This window comes from Clostridium cellulovorans 743B (assembly GCF_000145275.1).
Classification (GTDB): domain Bacteria; phylum Bacillota; class Clostridia; order Clostridiales; family Clostridiaceae; genus Clostridium_K; species Clostridium_K cellulovorans.
The window spans coordinates 3,696,558-3,716,566 of sequence record NC_014393.1; the positions used below are offsets into that span (position 1 = coordinate 3,696,558).

The window sequence follows — 20,009 nt, forward strand, 5'->3', positions numbered from 1 at the left end:
ATATAAAATAAATTTAAACTATTAGAACATGATTTGACTAACTTACCATATTACAATTAAAAATAATGTTAATTATTCACCTATTTGCATCCTAAAAAGTAAAATCCATTTGATTGATTTCCATTCATTGTCGTGTATACAACCTGTTCTAGAATAATATTATGAAAATTAAAAACTATTTCTTTAATCCATTCAATATTATGATGTCTAACAATAACACCTTCTGGTAGCTCAAATACTCCATATTTATGATACTTATCTTTAAAATCTTCATATCTTCTTAAGTTACGTTCATCTGAATTTAGTAAAAAATCATTTATATAAATAACCCCATTTGGCTTTAAAACACGCTTTATTTCTCTTAATAAATCCAATTGATCTTCATTATCAATAATACATGTAAGAACTGCAAACAATATGACAGCATCTAAACTGTTGTCATCAAATTCTATTGCTTTTTTACTTTTTATCCTCAAATCTAAATGAGGATATTGATTTCTTCCACGTTCAATCATCTTCTCTGAGAAATCAATTCCAATCAAATTGCGGTAACCACATTGATGTAGTTGTTGTAGAGTGCGTCCATAACCACAGCCTACATCTAAGATCAAAGCATCCTTTTCAACAAACTTTTCAAAGACTTTAAAATGAAATGGCGTTGTAAACTCTTTTTTAGCAGCAACGTTGTTCCAATATATTTTTTGATTCATTTATTACTCCTCCTACTTCTTATATACTTTTCTTGAAATTAATTGAAGTATATCAACAAATTTGATACAATAAATATGAGAAATCTCACAATAATTTTAAATTGGAGTATAAAAGATGATACATAAAAATGCAGAGTTGTTATCTTTATATCTAAAGAAATACCCTATTCAACAATACTTTTCTTGCAACATCATTTCATTTTTAAGTTTAGTAGAATTCAATGATGGTGATTTCATTTACAAAGAGGGTGACCTGTCATCTAAGTTTTTTTATATGATAAGCGGAGCTGCAAAACTTTCTCTAACTCACAAAAATGGTAAAATTTCTATCATCGACTTTTTAAAAGCGCCTTGTTTTATTGGTGAAATGGAATTAATAGGAGCTCAAGCTAATACTAACGGAATACAAGCTTTGTCTAAATGTATATGCTTTTGTTTTGATACATCAAATTGTAAGGAGTTAATTTTAAATGATCCTATTTTCTTAAGATATCTTTGCTTGTTTCTTAGTAAGAAGGCCCTTAATAATACATCAAAGTATACACAAAATCAGTCCTATCCTTTAAAAAACAGACTAGCTTCCTTTATTTTATTAACAAATAACAATGGATTGTATGTTGAAAAACATTCAGAGGTATGTGAATATTTAGGAACAAGCTATCGGCATTTACTATACGTTCTTGCTGACTTTTGCAAATTAGGTTTACTAGAGAAAACAACTAAAGGTTACAAAATAATAGATATAAATTCGCTTACTACAATAGCGAAAGAGTAATAAGTATATATTACATATACTACAAAAACACCTATAAAACCGAATTATAACAAAGTTGAAAAGGGTTATATCAAAAATATAAGCTTCTTTTGATATAACCCTCTTAATATTTATTTAATTCTCATACATTAATATCTTAATAAATCTAAACTTCTTTTAATTCTACACAAGTGATTCTCATACCTGGTTTTACAAAGTCAACTTTTAATTGATAGAAGCCTTCTTCAAGTTCAACCTTTACAAGCTTACGTTTAACCCATCTTCCCTCTGTACCATTGGTTTGAAGGATTGCTGCTATATTACCATTTAACAGTATATTGCAAGTTGTTTGTGCTAAACTACTTTCTGGGGACATAACATATACAAATATACGGTATACCCCTGCTTTATTTACCTTCACATAAGTAGTAGTTTCTGGATCTGTACTGATCAATCCATCCTCAGTTAATTCCTGTACACCTTCTGGAGTAATACTTCTATCTGCTTCGAATTTCTCTGCAACTTCACTATGTTCTTGCTTTCTGAAGAAAGCAGGTGATTCCATTAAGAAACTACAAATATTCATTGCACAGCGTTGTAATTCTCCACGAGTTAAAGAACCATTTCCTAATGATTCTTCAAGATTATCAGAGGCAACATTAGTTTCTGCACCATAATTGCTTACTACCATATATAAGTCATTTTGAGCTCTAACCATTGATCTAGTATCTGTAAGGTTTTCAGGCCCTGCCTCTACTACATCATTCATTTTTGCCCACCAATCAGTCATAACTATTCCTTTAAAACCCCATTCTTTACGGAGAACAGTAGTATTTAAATCATAGTTAGAAGCTGACCAATGTCCATTGATCGGATTATAAGCTGACATAATAGAATTAGCATTTCCTTCTTTAACAGCTATTTCAAAGCCTCTTAAGTAGATTTCTCTAAGAGCACGCTCAGACACAATTGCATCTACTGAAGAACGAGCTTTTTCTTGGTTATTGCAAGCATAGTGCTTTAAGGTTCCGTTTGAACCGCCCTTCATGATACCACGAACTTGTGCTGCTGCAAAAACACCTGTAACAAGTGGATCCTCAGAAAAATACTCAAAGTTACGACCATTTAATGGACTACGTCTAATATTCATTCCTGGTCCTAAAAGTGCATCAATCTCATTGCTTAATAACTCTTTACCTTCCATTACATAAAGCTCTTCTATTAATCTTACATCCCAGGATGCAGAAAGTAATGTTCCAATTGGCAATTGTGTTGCCTTTCCAGTTTCCATACGAATTCCCGAAGGACCATCTGCTGTACAGCCAATAGGAATTCCATAACCAAATAATCCATCACTTACTCCACCAAAAGCTGAAGCTGTTCCTGCAGTAACCCAAGGACTGCTCATTCCCTCTCCTCTAACAATGGTTGCAAGTTCTTCATCTGATAATTGTGCGATAAAAGTTTCCATAGAAACTTTTTTGTCATATACATCTCTTAGCTTATAACCTTGATCTCCAGTTTGTTCAAAAGTTTCTGGAAGATTCTTTTCTATACGTTCTGCTAGAGAGATTTTTCTCTTAGGTGCATCAACATAAGCTATTTCATACGCTCCGTCAGCTTTTTTAACACCTGGTTTCATTCTTCTGAAATCTTCAATTGGAGCTAAAACTTCTTCTAATTGTTCAACTACTTGAAGCTCTTCTAGTAAATAACTATCTTTTCCTTCAACTACAACCTGTTCAACTTTTCTTACGCTAGTTCCAACATAAAACTTATATTCTCCACTTTCTAATACATAACAAGAAGGATAACCTGTTTCACCAGCATCATCATAAGATGCCATATTGTTAACTGGAAAAGTTAATGTAAGAGTTTCAGTTTCTCCCGGTTCTAAAATCCCAGTCTTATCAAAAGCTGCTAGTACTTTTACTGGCTTACCAAGCTTTCCTTGTGGTGCCTCGTAATAAACTTGAACAACTTCTTTCCCTGAATATTCTTTTCCAACATTCTTAACTGTAACTTCTATTTCAAAGTACTTTTGACCATCTTTTGTAAGGATTTTTGCTTCCTTAGGTCCTACTTCAAATCTTGTATAAGATATTCCATGTCCGAATTCATATTGAACTTTTTCTGGACAAAACGTTTCAAAATAACGGTACCCTACATATATATCTTCTTGATAAAAGTTTCTAACCTCATCACCATAATTAATTGTTGATGGATAATCATCAATAGAATAAGCTATAGTGTCTGTCAACTTACCGCTTGGAACAACATCTCCTACTAATACATCAGCAGCACCATTACCACCTTCCATACCACCTTGCCATGTATAAATGGCACTCTTAATAGGATGTACATGACTTTCATCTTGCATCCAACTCATATCAATTATATTAGATACATTTAACACAACAGATACATTTTCAAAGTATTTAGTTACCATCTTAAGCATTTCTTTTTCTTCAATTGTTAATTGATAACTACCTTCCGCATCAGCATTATCCTTATCTTCTCCAGCTGTACGTCCAATAACTACTAATGCTTTATTGGATTTTTTTCTAGCAGCTGATACTACTTCATCTGTTAATGGCATTTCCTTTTGATGCCATGGTTCAGTTGCCCAACCACGACCACCATCGTCAAATGGATTTTCCTTAATCCAATTTTCATATGTATCTGCTAAATCTTCATTTACTATTATGTTTTTCTTACTTCTAAGACTATCTAAAAGATTTGTTGTATATTCAACGTTTACACAGCCACCAGAACCTGTTCCACTTCTATAATAATTCTTTTGAATTCTTCCAAAAACAGAAACACATTCTCCGTTCCTAATTGGAAGCACTTGATCATCATTTTTTAATAACACAGCGCCTTCTGCTGACACTTTTCTTGCAAAGTCAGCTAAGCCTTTTAATGGTATACCAATTTTTTGTTTACTCATCTCATCTTCCTCCAACTACTATGGTCACACTAGCTATTAGTATAGCATACAGTAATGTAAATAAAACACCCTACATTCTTAACTTATTTCGCCCTAAAAAACCGTAAAAATAAGAATTCTGCACAAGAAATGCATCCTTAAAAACCCAAAGGTGTAATCCTTTCCAAATTATTTAGTAATCCTTTTCACCTAAATATAAATTCTATCTCCTAATACACTAATATTAAAATTTATATTTATATAATTAGCTTATCCATTTTAGTTTTAGAAAACTTAAATTCATAAAATCCCTAAAAATTATATTGCCTCATTAATGAAATTGTGTATAACCTTTTTAATATTAATTATGGAACAAAATAAACCCCATTGACAAAATATACCGACTAGTTTATTATAAAACAAATAGCTTATATGGAAGGAATATGTATAATGAAGGGAACAAAAGGTGAACAAGCAAAACAGTGCTTAATTGAAACTGCAGCTAGACTATTTTTAAGAAAAGGCTACTCTAGTACAGGAATAAACGATATATTAAGTGAAGCCGATATGTCAAAGGGATCATTTTATTTTCATTTTTCTAGCAAAAAAGACCTTGGATTTGAAGTTGCAAGGTACTATGGCAAAACTACACTAGACCAATGGTTAGAACCTCTATCAGAGAATCCTTGGGATGTATTTATCAAAAAAATGATATTTGATATAAAAACTTCTGTAGCAGAAGGAACTTATTTTGGATGTCCCTTAGCAGTTTTAGGTCTAGATATCTCTTTTGTGGATGATGATCTTTCAAAGACATATGCTGGTGGCATTATAAGACTGATGAGTATCTTTTCTAAATCTCTACAATTATCTGGATTAACTGAAGAACAAGCAAAAGAAGTTTCAAGAAGAGCTTTCGCTATTTACGAAGGACATGTACTTTATTATAAGATAAGTAAAGATGAAAGTGCCTTTGACTGTATGCTTAAAGATTTACTGTCACTAGTATAACTCGCTGAGGTTAAATCAAAACTTTTCTCAACTAATATCAACCTTGTTCAATTGTGATTTAATGCTGATTGCATATAAATTTTCAACTAATCACTATTTTAACTTTTTGATTTATATAATAATTTTCAACAAATAAAAAGAAAGTTTTTATCATAAGCTTCATTATATATAAGTTGCAATAAAGTTGCTTCACATCTTATCAAACTTTGTGCTATAGCATAAAACTTAAAATGTACCTTCATTATTGAAACTTATATATAGAAAATCACTTCATAGCAACCTTACGTAAATAATTCTTCCGTCAGCTATGAAGTTTCATAAAATTATTTTTTGTAAACCAACCAGTCTGTTATGTAAATATAAGGAGGATTTGTAATGAGTGTAAAAGATGCTATAATAATGAGAAGAAGTATAAGAAAATATAAAAAAGAGGATGTAGCTGATGAATTAATCTATGATTTACTTGATTGTGCTAGGCTTGCACCTTCTGCCTGCAACTCACAGCCTTGGCGTTTTAAAATAGTTAAAGATGAAAAAACAAAAGAACTATTATCTCAAGTTTCCTTTAATCAAAAACATATAAAAGAAGCTCCTGTAGTTCTTGTCTGTTGTGCTAACATCCCTGACTATGTTACTGGTTCTATCAACGGTTGCGGGGAACTACATAGCTTAGATATGATAAAAAAAGATTTTTTTGAACTAATTATCAATAGGAGCACTAGTCTAAAAAATGTAGAATCTGAAGCCTTATCAGCAGAAGTATCCTTTAATGTAGCAATGTCAATTGAACATATTGCTTTAAGAGCTGTAGAACTTGGTCTTGGCACTTGTTGGGTAAAACTAGCTAATCCAGAAAAGATTAGTCAAATATTTAATTGGGATAAAAATATAAGCTTTGTAAGCTTATTGACTCTAGGTTACCCGGATGAAGAACCAAAACCTATAAAAAAGTTAACTTTGGAAGAAATATTACTTTAGCTTATAAAACAGCTTATAACTGACTTCATATATGATACTATATGTCAATGAACCTTTTTAAGGAGATAACTTAATGAATCCTAAAATACTTGATACTCTTGAAACATTTTCAAAAGATATAAACAATATATTTAATAAAAACTTAAAATCCCTATATGTCTATGGTTCTGCTATATATGATGACCTTCACGTTGGTTATAGCGATTTAGATTTTTTTGCTGTTGTTTCTAATCAGATTAATGAAGATGATTTTTACTCACTAAAAGATTACCGGCATAGAATCAAAAAATCTAGCAGTCCATACTTTAGCATGTTAGAAGGCGAATTTATTTCATTTATCAACCTTAAAAACACCTTTAAAGGTAATACTATTTGCTGGGGCGGAAGTGGTGAGAAGTTAGATGATAAATATCAGCTTTCAGGTTTCTCTTTAAAAGGATTAATTGATAATGGATTTCTCGTATTTGGTGAGGATATAAGAAAACAATTTTCCTATCCTAATGATGAAATTTTCCTTAGTCAAATTGATAACCTAATTAAAACTATTAGAAAATATGCTGTAGAGCCTTCTGAGGACATTCACTCAATTGATTGGTTATTCTTGATTTGCCAGTCAATTTATTGGATTGAAACTAAGAATATAACTTGCAAAACTAAGGCTACTCAATAGATCCTAGATAACTATAACTTTAGATTTAATACTACATTATCTAAAGCTCTACTCCTCCGTACGAGTCCTAAGCTTGCAAATAATAAAGACATGAAAGAATGGCTTTTAGGTTTAGGTGGTACTATTCAAATAGCTTGTGATGTTCTAGTTGATATACGAAATAGTTAATCCAATATATTCATATCTACGATTGAATAGTTGAACTAATTTACTGTTACTATTTTTACTCTAATCTATAAAACTTTTCGATTTTGGAGGTAACAATGAATTTTAACTTTGATACTCACGTTCATTCAACATTTTCTGTCGATGCAAAAGATAACTTAGAAGATATCGTATCTTCTGCAATAGCCAAAGGACTTAAACATATTTGCTTTACTGAACATATAGATCATAATCCTAAGGATTACGGCTATCAATTTTATGATTTTGAGAAATATAGTAATGAAATCGAGAGATTAAAAGACAAATTTTCATCAGAAATTCAGATACTTAAAGGCATTGAATTCAGCGAACCGCATTTATATAAATCAGAATTTGAAAAAGAATTAAATCGTGATTACGACATGATTATGGCTTCTTTACATTGGTTAGGTGATAATTTCTATGGTGAAAAAGAATTGCTATCAAAATACTCACCTGAAAAAATTCTAGAAAAGTATTTTAAAGATTTAACAGTGATTGCTGAACTGGGTAACTTTGATGTACTAGCTCACTTTGACTTTCCAAGGAGATATTATGGACAAGTTTCTGTTGATAATCACTTAATAGAAGATATACTAAAATTCTTAGTAAGAAACAATATAGTTTTAGAAATAAATACTTCTGGATTAAGAAAAGGATATAATTTTACCTTACCTAATTTTGATATTATAGATATGTATTTGAACTTAGGCGGAAAAAATGTAACTCTTGGCTCGGATGCCCACAGCAGAGAAGAAATCGGTGCCGACTTTGGCAAAATTAACCAATTTCAACACTTTGACAAATTAGAGTTTGGTATTTTTAAAGATAGACAATTTCAGAAGCTATATTTATAGAATAATCCCACAACTACATGACCTTTTTATTTTTCTTGCAATGAGTCTACTGTATTTTATGATATAATTTACTTATTAAATACATAACTAAGAGCTCAATTTAAGGAGGAACAAGTGAAAATAATTGAAGTAGTAGCAGCAATAATTAAACAACAAGATAAAATATTTATAACTCGTAGGGCCTACGGTGACTTTGCTGACATGTGGGAATTCCCTGGTGGAAAAATAGAAAGTGGTGAATCTCAAGAAGTCGCTCTTATTCGCGAAATAAAAGAAGAGTTAGAACTAGATATTACGCTCTCTAAATTTTTGACTACCATTGACTATGACTACCCTAACTTTCATCTTACTATGCATTGTTATATTTGTGAAATTTGTGGTGGGGAACTAAACTTAAATGCCCACAATGATGCTAAATGGATTACTTTAGATGAATTAGACAATCAACTTTGGGTTCCTGCCGATATTTTAGTCGCTAATGCTGTAAAAAATATGTAATAAAAAGTGATAGTTTTCATTATAAAATGGTTAACTATCACTTTTGCTTTTATGATGTTATGTATTCGTATATATCATCTCTTACAGGTGTTACTAATTGATAGGTAATTTCCACTGCTGTTTTGTTAGTATTTTCCATGATGAATTGCATTGGAGTCCCACTTACTTTGATTTTTCCTAGGAAATAAAATTCCTTTGAAGTTTTATCATCTTTATTTTTTCTTACGAACAGACTCATTTCTACCCCTTCTTTTTCAGCATTATAAGCTGTTTTAATATCCTCTGAATCTACTGTTCTTCCTGACTTGGATATTGCTATTATTTGTGAAGGTGATAAAAATCTATCTTCATATTTTATAGTGTCTGAAATATCCTCTGATTTTTCATAATTTATAAATACAGGATAAGTTTTTGTAATCTTATCAAATTTATATCCACCTATATTAAAAGCAACTTCACCCTTTTCCCACTCTAATAATCTACATACATCATCATATGTATATTTTTGATATAGTTGAAAGCTAGTATTCATATATCTATTGCTATAGTAGCTATTATACCTTTCTATGCCAAACTCTAGCAATTCTTCGATTAAGGCTTTAAACTGATAATTATTCAGATGTTCTTTAAATGTTTTGGAAACTTCATAATCATAAGAAGCCTTCTCAATAAAGATACATTCTTGATAAGTTTTCCTTCCAACTCCTGTTGTAAACTCATTCGTAAGAACATTTACTACATTTACCTCAGTAGTATTTTTAAAATCGATATCATATCTATCTTTTAATTCTACCTTCAACCATTGAAGTAAGTTATTTTGTCCATTTATTGCACCTTCAAGTAATAATAGTTCATGTATTCTTTTACCTGATGCCAATTTTTTCGATATGAATTCAATAAATAATTCTTGAGATTCATTTAATTCTATTGTGTACTCTTTTTCATATTTCTTTAAGAATTTATAATAAGAGCCTAAGCTACCATTATCAAAAATTCTTATTGGATCTATAGCTTCGTAACTATCAAAGTCCATTAAGGATGGAATTCTTCCAATCTTCTGTTTTAGTGCTAAATAGCTTTCTTTAATTAGTTTTATATCATTAAAATTAGCTTTATCAATTGATTCGAAAATTCTCCGTTTAGAAATTTCGTCAAAATTTATCGTAGAACATCCTGGAATTACTCTACTTCCTTCAAGAACATATTTTCTAATATTGTCTTTATTAAAGGTTCTATCACCAGATAAAGCTATCGGTATTAAGAAATTACTATTATAATTTCCTACGAAATCTATTATTACAACGTATTCTTTTGCTTTGTTTTTTCTTAGCCCTCTCCCTAATTGCTGTACAAAGATAATAGCTGATTTTGTTGGTCTAAGCATCACAACTTGATTTACAGTTGGTATGTCAACCCCTTCATTAAAGATATCTACTGTAAAGATATAATCTAATGAGTTTTCAACTTCAGCTTGTTCTAATCTTTCAATTGCTTCATCTCTTTTTTCTTGTGAATCATCTCCTGTTAAGGCAACGGTATTATATCCTCTAGTATTAAAAATCTTCGAAAGCTCTATGGCTTCCTTTTTATTACTGCAAAATACCAACCCTTTTACACTTTCTCCACAGTAACCATAAAAATTAATTTTATCAATAATATGATTAACTCTTTCCTCTGCTACTAAATATCTGAACTCTGAACTTTCATTCAACTCCTTACCATCTACAATTACATCAGATACTCCAAAGTAATGAAATGGGCAAAGCAAATCTTCTTCTAGTGCTTGTTGAAGTCTTATTTCATAAGCAATGTTATAATTAAACATTTTAAAGATATCAAAATCATCACTTCTTTCAGGGGTAGCTGTCATACCTAGCAAAAACTTTGGGTTGAAATAATCAACTATATGTTGATAACTTACTGCACCAGCTTTATGAACTTCATCGATTATTATGTAATCAAACTCTTCTTTATCAAAGCTTTCGAGCACTTGAACTTTAGAGAGGGTTTGAACTGTACAGAATATAAAATCTCTATCTATTTCTTTTCTGTTTCCAGATAAAATACCCATGGATTTTGTATCCCCAAAAACATTTCTATAACTATCCAAGGCTTGCTTAGCTATTTGCTCTCTATGTACAATAAATAAAGCTCGTCTAGGATTATAATTTCTTAATTCAAAAGCTGATAAATAGGTTTTACCAGTACCTGTCGCAGAAATTAGTAATGCTTTATCAGCTCCATTTTCTCTAAGATTATTCAAACCTTGAATTGCAGCTATCTGCATTTTATTAGGCTTAAGCTTGTATTGAGATAAACGTGGCACAGTGCTTTTTCTGCTATACTCTAACTGCTTTCTATAAATATCCTCATATGTTTCAATCCAACTTCTAGTTAGTACTTCAGCATCATTCCAAAGGGTATTAAATTCCTCAATGACCTCTTGTGTTAAAGAACCTTCCTCTAAAGAAGAAATTTTTAAATTCCACTCCTTATTTTTAGTCAATGCACTTTGGGTAAGATTTGAACTACCTACAATCAATTTATAAGAATCTTCATACTTAAAAATATAACCCTTGGTATGAAAATTTTCTTTACTATAAAGTCTAATTTCAAGATTAGAGAATTCAAGCAGCTTTTTAAGTGCCTTTGGCTCACTAAAATTAAGATAATCTGTGGTTAAGATTCTCCCCCTAATATTTCTAGCTTCTAAATTTTTCAAAGTCTCAAGTAAAGGAGTAATTCCACTGCTAGTCACAAAAGCAACTGATAGCATAAATTCTTTGCATTTTGTTAGTTCTGAGGTTATTTCATTTAAAACTTTACTCCCCTTGGAGTAATCATTGATTATTAACTTTGGTACCAATGCTAAATTTGAGTTTATTAAATTATTTACTAAACCGGTTTCGCTTGCCCGAAGAATTTCTTCTTTCATTATGTTGTTTTCGATTGTTTTAGGTTCAATATATCTATCAATATTAATCTGTGTTTCCAATGCTTTATTCATTTTAACCTCTTAACATTATATACTAGTGTTGACATAAATTACACTTTTGCAATTTTCCAAGCTATCTTGTCGTTTCTGTAAATCTAAATTTCACAAGCAAAAGTCGTCAAATAAACTTAAACACCAAGTAACTTTTTCAAATAACCTTCATTAAGCAGATGAACAGTTTCAAATTTTCCGTTATAAAAAACTGCCCAGTTATTAAAAATACACGGTAGAGACTTCGCTTTTTCTAAACTATCTATTGCTATCAATTCAAGAGGAATATCATTGTTCTCGCAATAGTTTCTAACTTGTTCAATACAATTTGGGATATATGGACATTGCATTCCATAATAAATCGTAAGTATATTGTTCTCTATCTTTCTCTGCCTTAAACTATCAGGAAATGCCGGCTTAGTACCATCAAATGATAAGGATAACAACTCATACTCTTCAATATTGTCAGCTACTACAAAACCATATTTTTTCATAAACCCTTTTTCCATTAAAAAGGGCTTCTTCTTTTTTGAGCTTAAAACACATATACCAGATTTTCCTTGTTCCTTTGCATCTGCGATACAGTATTCAAGCAATTCTTTGGCATACCCTTTTCCTTTGAATGACCCAGATACCCATAGGCAATATATGTACAAAAAATTATCACCGTTAACAGGCACCCATGCTGTTTCAAGCGGCGCATATTCAATGAATACCTTTCCTTTTGCATCAAGTTTTCTAAAAATATGTCCTTCATCAATTCGATCTTTCATCCATGACTTTTTTGTAGTAACACCACATTGGTGTTTTTTATCAGCAATAGCACAACAAAGATGCTCACTATCAAGATTATCAAGTGTTATGTTTTTAAACTGTTCACCCATACTATTCTCCTCATAATCAAATTAAATCCATGGCTTCTTCCCACACCTCTAAGTTATAACTTCTTCCAACGTTTCAATGTTGGAAATCATTCCGCCATCAATATAAAATCTAGTAACAGATTAATACCTCCACCTTTTCCTTTAGTCATAAGAATGGGGATTCCAGCAGTAAGAAAGTATCGCTACATCACGATAAATTGTTCTTGTCGAAACCTCAAAACGCTCTGACAATTCTTTTGCAGATGCTTTATCTTTATCAAGCAGAGTGTATACAATTTCAAATAATCTATTTATCTGCATATCATACCCCTTTTTTACCATTATATCACATGAATATGACAACAGCATGCCTTATTCACAACGTATATCCTAGGTGATATAAAGTAGAATATCAACAACATATCTTACTATTTACCAGACTATTATTGATTTCGAGTAACTACCTAATATAACCATACATAGTGTTTGGCTCTTCTTCGTAATTTATTAAATCACTATTTTTTTATAAACAAACGTACTTTTGCAATAGAAATCATAAAATACATAAAAATATAGGATAAGTAGCCGCATTAACTACATATCCTATAACCATTGCAATCCATTTAATATTGATCTATCCTATTACCACTCTATACGCATTTAATTCCAAGAGTAAATCAACTAGACTTTATTGACCATTAGCTTTTAAAACATTAGCTTGGTGTACTTGATCTATCACTGGATCAGAATGGCCTAAAGAATTATAGAAGTACATATCTGTATGCCCATCAAACCCGTTGTTAGGAATAGTTTCAACACCATGTGGCATTGCTGTTAAACTTACCGCCATTTGATAATTTACTCCACCTTTTGCGAAATATAAAACCATAGGTCTCTTATGATCGTTGCTCCAAGACCAAGATCCGTAAATTGATTTCATCACATTAGTATCTGTCAAGGTTAATGGCTCTACGTCGCTATGGTTTGATCCTCCCATATATTTTACATTGAAGGTCTTAGAAGTACCTAAATCTTTTAACGTACCTTGTGTTCCAACAGTCCATAATCTCATAGCATTTTCCCAAGTATATATATCACCATAAGTGCTATTTACTTTAGCTTTCATCATTGTAATTCCTACTGGTTTAACTATTTGCGTTGAGTTCACTGGAATAGTTAGTATTTGATTAGGCATTAAAATATTGGATACAAGCATATTTGACTTCATTATAGTATCCATCGTTGTACCATACCTTGTAGCTATATTCCATAAATTATCACCAGAAACAACCTTATAATTTACCGTTTGTACTACTGGTGCTACCGAAGTTGGTGCTGGTGCTTGTACTGTTCCACTAATCACTAATACTTGTCCTATTTTTAATGTAGTAGAAGTTAAGTTATTAAGCTTCATAATACTATCCACTGTAGTCTTATACTTTACTGATAGCCCCCATAATGTATCTCCTGAAACCACAGTATGAGTAACATTTTGCGATGTAGTTGTAGTCGGGGCAGTTGGCGTAGTTGTTTGCACTGAAGCCGTAGATATCACCCCTTCTATTAACAACTCTTGTCCTATTTTTAAAGTGCTTGTTGTTAAATTATTTTGCTTCATTATTGCATCAACAGTTGTTCCATATAATCTTGATATTCCCCAAAGGGTATCACCAGCTACTACTGTGTGAACGATATTTAATTTCAAGGTTTGTCCTATTTTTATTATATCTGAAGTTAACCCATTCCATCTTTTTAAACTATCAATAGTTACATTGTACGTTTTAGCTATTCCACCAAGGGTATCCCCTGCTACAACAGTATAGGTGTTAGCTAAAGTTTGTGCTTCCACTAAAGAAGGTACAAATAGACTTGTTCCCATTGCTAGACCTAATATTATAGCTATTATCTTCTTTTTCATTGTGACTTCCTCCGTTTAATTATGCATATTATTTTCCACATTTAAAAACTATGGAATTATAAATGAAATCACTTTTATTTCAGTTTCAATGATTGATACCTATCTTAACAGAGAATTTGTTCTTTGAGTAGGTGAGTTTTGATAGCAATGAAAACATATTTTCCCATCCTTATCATTATCCTTTCACCAAGAAGCTCCCCCTGAAACCTATGCTTTCAGATTATAATGTTCAATAAACAAAGCCTTAGGATAATTTATAACACTAATGCTAATACTACTGATTAGATAGAATTTCAATTACTTATACTGTGAGGTAGATTAGTATGAATAATTTAAAAGAAAGGATTCAAACTAAAAACCTAAAGAGGTCTGTAATGTCTTTAGTAGAAATTAAAAATATGTATTCTTTAATGGATACCATAAAATGGAACGAATTAAAGAAAGCTTTAACTAAGTTACCTTTTCCCCCTCCATACCAATTAAAGTTAGTAACTGATACTGATGAACCTGATCCTTTTGATGAAGAATTTTGGAACTTGGAACCCTGGAATGATGAAATATTACTACCATTTTTTAATATAGAGTGGATAAAATTTAGACCAAGATATATGAAATATCAAAGTGATAAACTTCCAGAGAAAATATTTGATGAAACAGATATATTTCTTGAGCTTTTGAAAAAACATTCTATACCTTATGAAAAAAAAGATAATATCTTTATCATATATGGCTATAAAAAAATATAAGAATAGGTGTCTTGAGATTAATTATTCTATCTTCAAGATACCTATTCTTATTTCGTTATTTTTTTATTGAAATACTTGCTTAACTAATTATAATATACGAATATATAGTAGCCTTCGTTCAATGCATACCCTCATTTTAAAAGGCTTTCTTAGATTATGTACAAAAACATTGTGCCAATAATCCAAATAACTTAACTGCAAAAACTTTTAACAAACATTAGAAAAAGGCTATAGATAAGCCTATACTAAGTAAACTCATCTCTAGCCTCTCCGTAAAGACACTTACAATTTAACTGACACTAATATAGATAACTTCATACCCAATTATATCTATCGATAATAATTAAGCACTTCACTACCTGTATTAATGCTTTGCTCGACTATATAAGATAACTACTCAGCTATACACAGCCTTCCAGCCTATATAACCGCCCTCATCACCTTATACAATCTTAGCTCGACCTTATAAGATAAGTTTGAATCCTATTAATATAGAACTCTACCTAACCTTATAAAATCTTATCTCCGACTATATAAGTGTTTCAACTTATATAATCTTTGATCGACCTAAATATCTTTGAAAGAAATTTACTCTTGCAGTCAAGTACCTTTTGAGTATTTACCTTTTAGAGTAACTAATCTTGAAGATTTTAAAGTTTTAAAAAGACTATTAATCTCTTTATAAACTTTTATAGGTCTTAGCTCAACTGTTAAGTTCCTTACACTATTAATATAACCATTATGTCGAATTTAATACTGTGGACTTTAAATTTTTAGCGAATATTCTGTAGTTAATATTTAGCCGCTACCTTGAGGACCACCTTTCTGGTTATGATATAATACATTTATATCATATATTTCATCTATTGAAAGGAATAGATTATGTTTAACTTTAAAATTAAATATCCCTCATCAAGTCATAAGAACTTTCTTGAATCTGTATATAACTTTTGCGAAAAGAATCAATTATCATTAATATTAAAAGGTTCTTTGGCAAATTCTGTTGCAACAAAATTTTCAGATATAGATTTGATTGTTTTAGGCGATATCAACGAATCTCAATTAGATGAATTAATCATTTACTATGATACTCCAATAATGACTAATTTTACGGAAAATCCTAAGGGTATATTAATCTTAGTATATAAGGATAATATCTCTACTGACTTAGATATCCGAAAATCAATCTCAGAAAAAGAGTTAGTAGATAGTATTGTCCTATTAAAATACGATGACAATTTTATAATAAATAATGAAGAAATCATTAGAAAGGACATAACCTCAAAATATATGCCTAATAGACCTGACTATTATAAAACTATGAGATTATTACATAAAGGTACTACAAAATATTTATCAGGTAAAGTTGATTTAGGCTATAAATTTCTAGCTGAAATCAAAGAAAAGCTTATTACTCTAGATATTACTGATTTAGAATTTGAAAATAACTTTGAATCTGACATTGAAATTATCTTTAATAGATTATATACAAACTTTAATCTGAATGTAGAAATAAAAGCACTATTTGATACTCTCTTTAAAGAATTTAAAAGATAGGATTCTTTCATATTCAAATTATATAGATACTCTTAACCCAAGCTTAATTTTTAGCTATGGATTTTGTATATAAAGCAAATCTTATTAACATCATATTAAGAAAAATGAGCAATTTAAAGAGGTTATAGATTAGTCTATATAAATAAACTCATCTATAACCTCAGCGTAAAGATAGTAACAATCTGCACTAACACTAATAGAGATAATTTGGTACCTAATTATAATCTTTCGACTATAATTAAGCATTTCACTACCCATATTAATGATTTGTTCGACTAGATAAGATAATTACGCAACTATATATAACCCAAATTCACTTATAGATTATGGTTGCCTGTAAATTAATCTACTTGTAGACGTATCTACTTGTAGTTTTGTTTTTACTTGGAGCCTTAATCTTAGCTATAGTCTAAAGACTATAGTTGGAACTATGTGTATATACAGTCCCGCTATATATACACATAAGGACTTAATTATCCCGGCTATATATAATCACTTCGTTACCTTATATAATCTTAGCTCGACCCCATAAGATAAGTTGGAATCCTGTTGCAATAAATTTTACATCGACTACAATAAAACTTTTCCTAACCTTATAGAATCTTCTCGCCGACTATATAAGCCTCACGACTTATATACTCTTTGACCGACCTATACCTACTTCTAACAAAGTAGAATGATTCTAAGAATTGAAAATCTTAAGATAATATACTCTGAGGTTATTAATCTTTAAGATAGTGTTCTTTAGGAATCACATAGCATTTAAAGCTCCTTATAAGTCTTGGCTCAACTGTTAACTTCCTTACGATATTAATATGCCCTCTTTAAAAAAAATCATACATATAATTTAAAATTTTTTTTAAAACATGCCACTGTAATAAATCAACGACAAACAACATATGCTTCTATTAATATTTTAATAATATTTATAAAGGAAGTAGTCTTATGAATTATAAGGATTTTAAAAATCAAACTTTCTACATATATTTAAAACCTAATATAGTAGAAAAAGCTTTAGAAATTTTAAAGCTAAAAAAACGATTTGATAGTATAGAATCATATAAATGGATAGGCTATATAGTGTTATTATTAATTGCACTTACTTTAATAAAGTCCAATGACATGTCAAAAGAATTATCGATTAAATTAACACTTCTAGTTCTTTCAGGTTCCATAATGTTTATTATCGATAATATCTCACAAGACATAAAAAAAGAATTAGACAAAAAAATTTCTTCTTTTCAAAAACAAATGTTAATAGAATTTTGTAATTGTAATGATAGTTGTAATTGTAGAAAAGACTTTGTAAACTATATGAAGGGCAAGAAAATAAACATTCTCTCTTAATTTTTTATCTAGCTATTATAAAAAATAATTGGTTAAAATTTCTTAGAATATTTCTATCGCTATAGGTAAAGCTATTAGTACAAGGTTAAACCTTGTAAAAAAATTAAATCGGAGGGATGTTATTATGACTAGCAGCAACAGAAAATTAATTCCAGAAGCTAAAGAAGGATTATCTAAGTTTAAGAAAGAAGTAGCATCTGAACTAGGTGTGCCACTAAGCGACTACAATGGTAACCTTACTTCTAAACAAAATGGTTCTGTTGGTGGCGAAATGGTTAAAAGAATGGTAGCTGATTACGAAAGCAAAATTAAATAACGTTTCCTTCTAAAAAGAGAGAGGCTGCTTTTAGCAGTCTCTCTCTTTTTATCTGTTATATTAAAACTTAACATTACTTTCTTTTAAAGTTTTTGCATTTTTATCTTTGTCAGATAATAATACTTCTTCTATACCATCAAGTGGCCATTCTACGCCTATCTCTGGATCATTCCATAGAATTCCACCTTCGAATTCAGGATGGTATAAGTTTGTGCATTTATATACAAACTCAGCTTCTTCAGAAGTTACTAAGAATCCATGTGCAAAGCCTTCTGGTACATAAAATTGTCTTTTATTTTCTTCAGACAAAAATACACCATAGCACTTTCCATAAGTTTCTGAACCTTCTCTTAAATCCACAGCAACATCATAAACTTCACCTTTTATAACTCTAACAAGCTTTCCTTGTGGAAATTTTGTTTGGAAGTGTAAGCCTCTAAGAACACCTTTTTTAGACTTAGATTGGTTATCTTGAACAAATACCATATCAAGTCCAGCTTCTTTGAACTCATCATAATTGTAAGTTTCCATGAAGTATCCTCTGTGGTCTCCAAAAACTGTTGGTTCAATTATATATAGATCCTTTATAGGAGTATCGATAAATTTAAATTTTCCCATTTTAAAGCCTACTTTCCTTCATACATCTTTTCGTAGTAATTTTGGTATGCTCCTGAAGTTACATTTTCTATCCATTCTTTGTTATCAAGGAACCATTTGATAGTAAGCTTAATACCTTCTTCATATGGAGTTTCAGGATACCAGCCTAATTCTTCCTTAATCTTTGTTGGATCAATTCCGTATCTTCTGTCATGGCCTTTTCTGTCTTCTACATATGTTATTAATGATTCATCAACTGTTGAATCTACATTATCATGAACATATTCTATTATAGTTTTAACAATATGCATGTTATTTCTTTCGTTATGTCCACCAACGTTATAAACTTCGCCAAGTCTACCATCTCTTATTACCATGTCGATAGCTTTGCAATGATCTTCAACGTATAACCAATCTCTTATATTCATACCGTCACCATATACAGGAATTGGTTTTTTATTTAAACAGTTGTTTATAACTAATGGTATAAGTTTTTCTGGGAATTGGTATGGTCCATAGTTATTTGAACATCTAGTGATATTTATTGGCATTTTATATGTATCACCATATGCTTTAACCATTAAATCTGAACCAGCCTTACTTGATGAATATGGACTGTGAGGATCAAGTGGAGTTGTTTCCATAAAGAAACCTGTTTCACCTAATGATCCATAAACTTCATCTGTTGAAACATGAAGGAATTTAACGCCTTCTTTCCAACCTGTTTCTGTTTCCCAAGAATTTTTTGCACAATTAAGCATATTAACTGTTCCTAAAACATTTGTTTCAGCAAATATTTCAGGGTTTTTTATACTTCTGTCAACGTGTGATTCTGCTGCAAAGTTTACAACATAATCTACTTCATTTTCTTCAAATATTTTTGTTATAGCATCTTTATCGCAAATATTTGCTTGAACAAATTTATAGTTAGGATTGTTTTCCACTGATTTTAAATTTTCTAGATTTCCTGCATATGTTAAAACATCTACATTTATTATCTTTACATCGTTATATTTTTTTAGCATGTAAAGAACAAAGTTAGAACCGATAAATCCTGCTCCACCTGTAACTAAGTATGTTTTCATAAGA

Annotated in this window: 17 protein-coding genes and 1 pseudogene; 10 read left to right on the plus strand and 8 right to left on the minus strand. The window is 30.5% G+C overall.

The window, feature by feature from the left end:
* Positions 1-80 precede the first annotated feature (80 nt).
* Positions 81-710, minus strand: a complete 630-nt coding sequence (locus CLOCEL_RS15060) for a class I SAM-dependent methyltransferase (RefSeq protein ID WP_010075792.1) — start codon at positions 708-710, stop codon at positions 81-83.
* A 115-nt stretch (positions 711-825) separates the two neighbouring features.
* Here CLOCEL_RS15060 and yeiL point away from each other — a divergent pair, with 115 nt between their 5' ends.
* Positions 826-1,485: a transcriptional regulator YeiL gene (yeiL, locus tag CLOCEL_RS15065; protein ID WP_010075793.1), complete on the plus strand. Its 660-nt coding sequence runs from the start codon at positions 826-828 to the stop codon at positions 1,483-1,485.
* Between the two features lie 145 nt (positions 1,486-1,630).
* Here yeiL and CLOCEL_RS15070 read toward each other — a convergent pair whose 3' ends face one another.
* A complete protein-coding gene (locus CLOCEL_RS15070) occupies positions 1,631-4,414 on the minus strand; it encodes a glycoside hydrolase family 3 protein (protein WP_010075794.1) in 2,784 nt (927 codons plus the stop codon).
* A 429-nt stretch (positions 4,415-4,843) separates the two neighbouring features.
* On the opposite strand from CLOCEL_RS15070, the gene CLOCEL_RS15075 reads away from it, so the two are divergent.
* The 5 genes from CLOCEL_RS15075 (at position 4,844) to mutT (ending at position 8,590) form a co-directional block, all read left to right on the plus strand.
* Positions 4,844-5,404 carry a TetR/AcrR family transcriptional regulator gene (locus CLOCEL_RS15075; RefSeq protein ID WP_010075795.1) on the plus strand — a complete coding sequence of 187 codons (561 nt, stop codon included), beginning with the start codon at positions 4,844-4,846 and terminating at the stop codon, positions 5,402-5,404.
* 375 nt (positions 5,405-5,779) lie between these two features.
* A complete protein-coding gene (locus CLOCEL_RS15080) occupies positions 5,780-6,382 on the plus strand; it encodes a nitroreductase family protein (RefSeq protein ID WP_010075796.1) in 603 nt (200 codons plus the stop codon).
* Positions 6,383-6,455: 73 nt separating this feature from the next.
* Positions 6,456-7,052, plus strand: a complete 597-nt coding sequence (locus tag CLOCEL_RS15085) for a hypothetical protein (RefSeq protein WP_010075797.1) — start codon at positions 6,456-6,458, stop codon at positions 7,050-7,052.
* A gap of 263 nt (positions 7,053-7,315) precedes the next feature.
* Complete coding sequence (locus CLOCEL_RS15090) at positions 7,316-8,092, plus strand: histidinol-phosphatase HisJ family protein (RefSeq protein WP_010075798.1); 777 nt, start codon at positions 7,316-7,318, stop codon at positions 8,090-8,092.
* A gap of 114 nt (positions 8,093-8,206) precedes the next feature.
* Positions 8,207-8,590, plus strand: coding sequence for an 8-oxo-dGTP diphosphatase MutT (gene mutT / locus CLOCEL_RS15095; protein WP_010075799.1), 384 nt, complete (start codon positions 8,207-8,209; stop codon positions 8,588-8,590).
* A gap of 49 nt (positions 8,591-8,639) precedes the next feature.
* On the opposite strand, the gene CLOCEL_RS15100 is transcribed toward mutT, so the two are convergent.
* From CLOCEL_RS15100 to CLOCEL_RS15110, 4 genes and pseudogenes are all read right to left on the minus strand, one after another.
* Positions 8,640-11,597 carry a DEAD/DEAH box helicase gene (locus tag CLOCEL_RS15100; protein ID WP_010075800.1) on the minus strand — a complete coding sequence of 986 codons (2,958 nt, stop codon included), beginning with the start codon at positions 11,595-11,597 and terminating at the stop codon, positions 8,640-8,642.
* Between the two features lie 116 nt (positions 11,598-11,713).
* Positions 11,714-12,460, minus strand: a complete 747-nt coding sequence (locus tag CLOCEL_RS15105) for a GNAT family N-acetyltransferase (RefSeq protein ID WP_010075801.1) — start codon at positions 12,458-12,460, stop codon at positions 11,714-11,716.
* A 98-nt stretch (positions 12,461-12,558) separates the two neighbouring features.
* Positions 12,559-12,760: pseudogene (locus tag CLOCEL_RS22385) on the minus strand (helix-turn-helix transcriptional regulator); the annotation flags it as partial.
* A 367-nt stretch (positions 12,761-13,127) separates the two neighbouring features.
* Entirely contained in the window at positions 13,128-14,357 is a 1,230-nt protein-coding gene (locus CLOCEL_RS15110) for a LysM peptidoglycan-binding domain-containing protein (protein ID WP_010075803.1), read from the minus strand.
* Positions 14,358-14,680: 323 nt separating this feature from the next.
* Between CLOCEL_RS15110 and CLOCEL_RS15115 the strand changes: the two genes are divergently transcribed.
* From CLOCEL_RS15115 to CLOCEL_RS15130, 4 genes are all read left to right on the plus strand, one after another.
* Entirely contained in the window at positions 14,681-15,103 is a 423-nt protein-coding gene (locus CLOCEL_RS15115) for a DUF6678 family protein (protein WP_010075804.1), read from the plus strand.
* A gap of 882 nt (positions 15,104-15,985) precedes the next feature.
* On the plus strand, positions 15,986-16,660 hold the full coding sequence (locus CLOCEL_RS15120; protein WP_010075805.1) for a nucleotidyltransferase domain-containing protein: 675 nt from the start codon (positions 15,986-15,988) through the stop codon (positions 16,658-16,660).
* Between the two features lie 945 nt (positions 16,661-17,605).
* Positions 17,606-18,007 carry a hypothetical protein gene (locus CLOCEL_RS15125; RefSeq protein ID WP_010075806.1) on the plus strand — a complete coding sequence of 134 codons (402 nt, stop codon included), beginning with the start codon at positions 17,606-17,608 and terminating at the stop codon, positions 18,005-18,007.
* Positions 18,008-18,131: 124 nt separating this feature from the next.
* A complete protein-coding gene (locus tag CLOCEL_RS15130; RefSeq protein ID WP_010075807.1) occupies positions 18,132-18,323 on the plus strand; it encodes an alpha/beta-type small acid-soluble spore protein in 192 nt (63 codons plus the stop codon).
* Positions 18,324-18,383: 60 nt separating this feature from the next.
* Here the strand turns inward: CLOCEL_RS15130 and rfbC are convergent, their stop codons facing one another.
* Positions 18,384-18,941 carry a dTDP-4-dehydrorhamnose 3,5-epimerase gene (gene rfbC / locus CLOCEL_RS15135; RefSeq protein WP_010075808.1) on the minus strand — a complete coding sequence of 186 codons (558 nt, stop codon included), beginning with the start codon at positions 18,939-18,941 and terminating at the stop codon, positions 18,384-18,386.
* 8 nt (positions 18,942-18,949) lie between these two features.
* Positions 18,950-20,005, minus strand: a complete 1,056-nt coding sequence (rfbB, locus tag CLOCEL_RS15140; protein WP_010075809.1) for a dTDP-glucose 4,6-dehydratase — start codon at positions 20,003-20,005, stop codon at positions 18,950-18,952.
* Between the last annotated feature and the right edge of the window lie 4 nt (positions 20,006-20,009).